This window comes from Terrisporobacter muris, assembly GCF_024621905.1.
Classification (GTDB): Bacteria; Bacillota; Clostridia; order Peptostreptococcales; family Peptostreptococcaceae; genus Terrisporobacter; species Terrisporobacter muris.
The window spans coordinates 20,297-27,284 of the sequence record NZ_JANKBY010000016.1 but is presented as its reverse complement, the minus strand read 5'-3'; the positions used below and the strand labels follow the sequence as shown (position 1 = coordinate 27,284).

Genomic DNA, 6,988 nt, shown 5'->3' with positions numbered 1-6,988 from the left:
AGGTGATAATAAAAAAACTTTTACCAAAGATGAATTTAAATATTTAACAGGAACCTATTTAAAGGGATATGATATTAGAAAATATTACTTCAAAGATAAATATAATGAGAAGATGACACTTTTAATATATACTCCTTCTCTTAGTAATGAACTTTATAGTAAAATTGAGTTAACCTATATAGCTGCATTTATAATATTTATATTCATTTATATTATTTTAATAATAGTATTCATTTTTTGGTTAAATCACAAAGTAAAAAGACCTATAAATATTTTGAATGAAGCCATTATAAAATTTAAAAATGGAGAGCGTGAAAACTATTTAGAATGTGAGGGACCACAAGAGTTTTGTGATATTTGCATTAGTTTTAATGATATGTCAAGAAAGCTATACAATAGTGAAATTAAGAGTAAAAGCTTGGAAGAAGAAAAACAAAAAATGCTTGCAGATATTTCTCATGATTTAAAAACTCCAATAACTGTTATAAAAGGATATTCAAAGGCTATTTGTGATGATCTGGTTTCAGAAGAAGAAAAAAATCAATACCTTATGACCATATATAGGAAAGCTGATGATTTGGATGAATTGATTAATACTTTCTATGAATATAGTAAATTAGAACATCCAGATTATAAACTTGTATTTGAAAGAATTGATATATGCGAATATGTAAGAGTTTATCTTGCAGGAAAGTATGAGGAACTGGATATAAGAGATGTTGAAGTAGATGCTGATATTCCTGATGAGCCTATTTACTGTAATATAGATAGATTTCAACTAAAGCGAGTATTTGAAAATATTATTAACAACTCATTGAAACATAATGATAAAAACCTAGCTATACTGTTTAAATTAGAAAAAGATTATGATAAAGTAAAAATCAATATTGCTGACAATGGATACGGTATTCCTGAGGAAATAAGTAAAAATATATTTGAACCTTTTGTAGTAGGAGAAAAATCACGCACAAAAAAAGGTTCAGGTTTAGGACTAGCTATTAGTAAAAAAATAATAGATGCTCATGGTGGAAGCATAAGTATTGTAGAACCTAGAGAAAACTATAAAACTGAATTTGAAATTATGATTCCTAGGGAAGTATAATAAAAGCATGGAGTAGTATTCTAAATAGCTCCATGCTTTTTTTAACCTTAAACAATAATATTATAAATAGTTGTAGTAATAAAACATACAATAAAAGCTATAGCTGTAGGAATTAAAAATCCTAATACAGTCCACTTTGTACTATTTGTTTCCTTCTTTATAGTTAGTAGAGTGGTAGCGCATGGCCAGTGAAGTAAGCTAAATAACATCATATTCAAGGCTGTTAAATAAGTCCAGCCATTGTTTCTAAGAAGCTCACCAAGGGCTGATAGTTCATCAAATTCAATCATTTTACCCGTAGCCATATAACTCATAATCAAAATAGGTACTACGATTTCGTTGGCAGGAAAACCTAGTATGAATGCCAATAAAATAAAACCATCAAGTCCTATTACTTTACCTAAAGGATCTAAAGCTTTGGCGGCATGAGACAATATACTCATATCTCCAATGTAAATATTGGCAAAAATCCATATGATAATTCCTGCTGGAATAGCTACAGTAACAGCTCTTCTTAGAACAAACAAAGTTCTATCCATAATCGAAGTGTAGATCAATCTTCCTACTTGAGGTGGTCTGTATGGTGGAAGTTCTAAAGTAAAAGTTGATGGAATTCCTTTCAACAAAGTCTTAGACAACAGAAAAGAAACTAGTAAAGTAGTAAGTACACCTACAATTATTAATAAAGTAATGGAAAGGGCAGTGACACTACTAGATAAAAAATTGCTACTAATAACTGAGCTGAAGAATATACTTGATATGGCTATTAAGGTAGGAAATCGTCCATTACAAGGAACAAAGTTATTAGTAAGTATGGCTATCAATCGCTCCCTTGGAGAGTCGATTATTCTACAACCAATAACTCCTGCAGCATTGCAACCAAACCCCATACACATAGTCAAACATTGCTTTCCATGACAACATGCCTTCTTGAATAAATGGTCTAAATTAAAGGCTACTCTAGGAAGATATCCTAAATCTTCTAGTAAGGTAAATAAAGGGAAGAAAATAGCCATAGGTGGTAGCATGACAGATACAACCCAAGCTAAAGTTCTATACATTCCATAAGTTAACATTTCATTTAACCATAGGGGAAAGCCAATGCTATTTAACAAAGTATAAATTTTTGGTTCGATAGAAAATAGAAGATCAGAAAGCATGGCTGAAGGTACGTTGGCACCTTCAATGGTAATCCAAAGTATTCCACAAAGTAGTAATAACATAAGTGGAATGCCTAAGATTTTAGAGGAGACAACTTTATCAATCTTTTCATCTCTATCCATGGCGTTTTTATTAGTAATTGTCACAACTTCATCACTTATAGCCTTTGCATAGTCATAAGTTGTCTTGGTAAAGTGACTTCTTATTTTACTTTTATCAAAAACATCGGGCATTTTACTTTTAACATTATTTAATTCATTCAAAATATCATTTTCTGTATAATCATTTAAAGACGTTAAAATACTTTCATCGCCATCAATCAATCTAAGACCCAACCATCTAGGATTAATTGCAGGGATTATATTTATCAAATCTTCTTTAATGGAGCCAACTATACTTTCAATTTCTTCATCGTAGTATACAGGTTTATTTTCAAACTTATATTCATTTTTTACAACTTTATTTAAAGTTTCTTTAAGGTCTTCCATACCTAGTCCACTTCTGGCAGCAGTCAAAACAACAGGAATACCAAGTTTATCTTCAAGCTTATTCTTATCAATTTTAATACCTTTTTTATTTGCTTCATCAAGTAAATTCAAACATAAAACCACATTGTCTGTCAGTTCCATTACTTGAAAAAGAAGATTTAAATTTCTCTCTATACAAGTGCTATCACAAACAACAATAACAGCATCAGGACTTCCAAAACAAATAAAGTCACGAGCAACTATTTCCTCTTGTGACAGAGGAAATAAAGAATAAGTGCCAGGCAAATCTATAAGGCTGTAATTAATATCTCTATAAGAAAAATCCCCCCTAGCAGTACAAACAGTTTTACCAGGCCAATTACCTGTATGTTGTTTTAAACCAGTTAAATAATTAAAAACTGTACTTTTTCCTGTGTTTGGATTACCAGCTAAAGCAATCATAAATTCATTATCTTTTTTTTCTATATGAAAAATGTCTTCTAAAGATTTTATTTTAGTAGATTGTTGTGTCAAACCCATAATGTTATCCCCCTAAAATAAATAATTATTAAATATATGATACTAAGATTAAATTACTTTCTTCTTGGCGTAAAGCAATCTTACTACCCCTAATGTTGTAAACTGTTAAATTGTTTTTTGGACCCTTTCTAAGAACATCTATCTCAGCTCCTTCAGTTAAACCTAAAGCAAGCATTCTTTCTTTTAAGTTTCCCGTAGAAAGTAAACTCTCAACCTTAACAGTATTTTTCACCTTGATGTCTGTAAGTTTTTTCATATTGCACCCCCAATTAATTGATATCTAAAAATTAGCAGAGTCATTACCTAAGATGATCCTCAGCATATAGCTCAAGATAAGTGACAAACTTCACAAATAAGGTTTGTTTTAAGCAACGGACTTGCATGAAGCTGAGCAAAAGCATGTCGTTGACGATACGAGCGTAGTGAGTTTTAGCTTAGGCTAACATTCTTAATTTAGATTATGCACATATGACTAAAAGTGTTCGAAAAAGGTAGTAATATTTAAAACTTATTAAAAATATAAAATTATAGGAGGGGGTTTTGTGAGTAAAAGAGAAGATTACTACACTTTTAATGAGTATATGAAAAATAATAAATTAACACCTAGCGAAGAGGATTATATTGAGATGATTTACAGATTAAATCTTGAAAATGATAAAGTACAAGTTAAGGATATCTCTAAAAAACTCAATATTAAACCACCCTCAGTAACAAAAATGATAAAAAAACTAAATGATAAAAATATGTTAATTTATAAAAAATACGATAACATTGAATTAACATCTTTGGGAGAAAGTGTTGGAGAAAGACTTTTAAATAGACATAATACCATAAAAAAATTTTTAACTATTATTGGAATAAAAGAGTCTATTCATGAGGAAACAGAGACTATAGAACACACAATAAATGTTGAAACGTTGATAAAAATTGAGGAGCTAATTAATTTTTTTAGGGAGAATGAAGATGTTTTAAAAAGGCTTAAATCCTATCAAGAGGAAAATAAAGATTGAAGGGTGATTTCATGAAATTAGAACATATTTTAAAAGATATAGAAAAAATTTTATTATTAGGTCCTAAGGATGTAGAAATAAAAGGGTTAGAATACGATTCAAGAAATGTAAAAGAAGGGGATTTATTAATTTGTATTAATGGTGCTAATGTTAATGGACATAAATTTATTGAAAGTGCAAAGGCTAAAGGTGCAGTTGCATTTATAATTGAAGAAGATGTCCAAAAAGACGATGGATTTACTTATATAAAAGTAAAAAGCACAAATGAAGTTATGACTATTCTAGGAAGAAATTTTTATGAAGACCCAAGTGAAAAAATAGAATTAATAGGAGTAACGGGTACCAATGGAAAGACTAGTGTGGCGACTTTTTTAAAAGATATACTTAGCCAAGATGATAAATGTGGTTTTATTGGAACTACAGGTATATTTGATGGGAGAGATAATTATTTAAATAAAAATACAACTCCCAATAATATTGAAATTCAAAAAAGTCTAAATAATATGGTTAAAAATAATTGTAAATATTGTACTATGGAAGTTTCATCACATGCTTTAGCTTTAAAAAGAGTGGAAAATTTAAAATATAAAATAGGTATATTTACAAACTTAACAGAAGATCATTTAGACTTTCATAAAACCTTTGAAAATTATAGAAAAGCAAAAGAATCTTTATTTCACATGACCACAAGTGCAAATATTATTAATATAGATGATGTGAATGGAAGAATAATATTAGACAGTATTAAAGAATTAGAAGTGCCATATTACACCTATGGAATAAATTATGAATCTACATTTACGGCTAAGAATGTAAAGCTTTATGAAGACAAAACAGTATTTACATTACTTGGACCAAATAATTTTGAAACTAAAGTAACTTTAAATATGGTGGGACAGTTTACAGTTTATAATTGTTTAGCAGTTATTTGCGCTTGTTATGTATTAGGTATGGATATAAATGAAATTGTGAATCGAATAAGTAAATTAAAAGGTGTAAATGGTAGGTTTGAAAGGGTGGATAATAATAAAAATATTCATGTATTTGTGGATTATGCTCATACGCCTGATGCCCTGGACAATGTTTTAAAAAGTATAAAAGCATTTGCAAGAGGCAGAATAATTACAGTTTTTGGATGTGGTGGAAATAGAGAAAAAGAAAAAAGACCTCTTATGGGAAGAATAGCTCAAAAATATTCAGATTTAGCTATAATAACCTCAGACAATCCAAGGTATGAGGACCCAAGTGAAATAATAAAAGATATATTAATAGGGATAGATAAAAATAAAGAAAACTACATTGTTACAGTAGATAGAAAAGATGCTATTAAAGAGGCAATTCAAAGAGCAAAAGAAGGAGATATAGTACTTATAGCAGGTAAAGGTCATGAAAATTATCAAATAATTAAAGACGAAATAGTTGAATTTGATGATAAACTTGTTGCAAAAGAGATTTTGAATAATATGGATTAAAAGAGTTTAGGTATAAAATAAAAGTATGAAAAATTAAATGTAAATATTGAAATGGATAGTAAGTAGATTATTAAAAGAATTAAATTTGAATATATAATTAAAGTAAAAAAACAAGAAGAATGATAAGTTCTACTTGTTTTTTTTTGAAAGGTTATTTATTTTCTAATAATTTATGTGATATCTTATTTTTTTCAAACCATCTAATAGCAAAATCTTTAAAAAGAGTTTCATTTTTACTAAGTCGTCTATTTTTTAATTGTGATAAGAAAATATTTGCTGAGAAAGAGTTTTGCAAATGGCAAATATGTATGCTATTATCAATATTTTTTTTGTAAGATAAAGCTACATTATAAGGAAGTAGTGTTATACCTATATTTTCACAAACTAAAGCTAAAAGTGTTTTCGTTTGAGAGTCTATATACAAAGTGTTTGGAAAATAATTAAGATTGCCCCAAGTATTTAAAAATACATTATGTAAATAATAATCTCCATTGACGCAAATATATTTTTCCTTAGCTGTATCGAAAATATCTACAGAAGATCTTCCAGCCAAAGGGTGCTTTTTAGATGTTACAAGGACCAATTCATCATCAATTATTTTGTGAAGACTTAAAATATTTTTATGCTCATAATGGGAATTAATAAATCCTAGATTTAACATGGATTCATTAATGTATTCAATAATTTTACTATTAGACCTTTCGATTAAATCTACTTGAATATTAGGATATTCCATTTGAAAGTCTCCAATAAGAGATGCCACACCATATTCCACCATGGTATCTATTACTCCAATGGAGATAGAACTGCTTTCTTCACAAGAATATTTTTTCATATCTAATAAAATATTTTTATAATCTGCCATAGATTTGTGTGCGAACTTATAGAACTCTTCTCCTGCATCAGTGAGTTTTATACTTCTATGCTGTCTATTAAATAGCTCAACTCCAAGTTCTTTTTCCAATGATTTTATATGTTTTGATATTGAGGATTGAGATATATATAATTCTTGTGATGCTAGGGTAAAATGATTATACTTTACTATGGCTAAAAAAGACTTTAATTGTTCAAAAGTCATAAAAAATCCCCCTAACCTAAACCTATATCTTCTATTATAACAGATAACATGAGTTCTAGGGTGCACAATATATTATAATAAATTGAAGTTGAGGTAATTTAAATGACCTTCTCTTATTAAGAGATAAATTTGACAAAAAGTGATATACTAGATTTAAT

Annotated in this window: 6 protein-coding genes; 3 read left to right on the top strand and 3 right to left on the bottom strand. The window is 28.6% G+C overall.

The features are described from left to right. A partial coding sequence (locus NSA58_RS02740) for a HAMP domain-containing sensor histidine kinase (RefSeq protein WP_257560012.1) occupies positions 1-1,102 on the top strand: 1,102 nt, incomplete at its 5' end. A gap of 47 nt (positions 1,103-1,149) precedes the next feature. Here the strand turns inward: NSA58_RS02740 and feoB are convergent. Then, the gene (feoB, locus tag NSA58_RS02735) at positions 1,150-3,270 is read right to left on the bottom strand and encodes a ferrous iron transport protein B (protein WP_074429644.1); all 2,121 of its coding nucleotides are present in this window, start codon (positions 3,268-3,270) and stop codon (positions 1,150-1,152) included. Between the two features lie 28 nt (positions 3,271-3,298). Further along, positions 3,299-3,526 (bottom strand): FeoA family protein, encoded by a 228-nt coding sequence (locus tag NSA58_RS02730; RefSeq protein ID WP_039679811.1) that lies wholly within the window; start codon positions 3,524-3,526, stop codon positions 3,299-3,301. Positions 3,527-3,812: 286 nt separating this feature from the next. Between NSA58_RS02730 and NSA58_RS02725 the strand changes: the two genes are divergently transcribed. Both NSA58_RS02725 and NSA58_RS02720 read left to right on the top strand, forming a co-directional pair. Further along, positions 3,813-4,280 carry a metal-dependent transcriptional regulator gene (locus tag NSA58_RS02725; protein WP_039679812.1) on the top strand — a complete coding sequence of 156 codons (468 nt, stop codon included), beginning with the start codon at positions 3,813-3,815 and terminating at the stop codon, positions 4,278-4,280. 11 nt (positions 4,281-4,291) lie between these two features. Then, the gene (locus tag NSA58_RS02720; RefSeq protein ID WP_039679845.1) at positions 4,292-5,752 is read left to right on the top strand and encodes a UDP-N-acetylmuramoyl-L-alanyl-D-glutamate--2,6-diaminopimelate ligase; all 1,461 of its coding nucleotides are present in this window, start codon (positions 4,292-4,294) and stop codon (positions 5,750-5,752) included. 151 nt (positions 5,753-5,903) lie between these two features. Here NSA58_RS02720 and NSA58_RS02715 read toward each other — a convergent pair whose 3' ends face one another. After that, positions 5,904-6,830 carry a LysR family transcriptional regulator gene (locus NSA58_RS02715; protein ID WP_039679813.1) on the bottom strand — a complete coding sequence of 309 codons (927 nt, stop codon included), beginning with the start codon at positions 6,828-6,830 and terminating at the stop codon, positions 5,904-5,906. Positions 6,831-6,988 lie beyond the last annotated feature (158 nt).

Bases quoted from the DNA above. Each gene is read 5' to 3' on its own strand.
- feoB (WP_074429644.1), bottom strand. From the start codon at position 3,270: ATGGGTTTGACACAACAATCTACTAAAATAAAATCTTTAGAAGACATT.
- NSA58_RS02720 (WP_039679845.1), top strand. From the start codon at position 4,292: ATGAAATTAGAACATATTTTAAAAGATATAGAAAAAATTTTATTATTA.
- NSA58_RS02715 (WP_039679813.1), bottom strand. From the start codon at position 6,830: ATGACTTTTGAACAATTAAAGTCTTTTTTAGCCATAGTAAAGTATAAT.
- NSA58_RS02730 (WP_039679811.1), bottom strand. From the start codon at position 3,526: ATGAAAAAACTTACAGACATCAAGGTGAAAAATACTGTTAAGGTTGAG.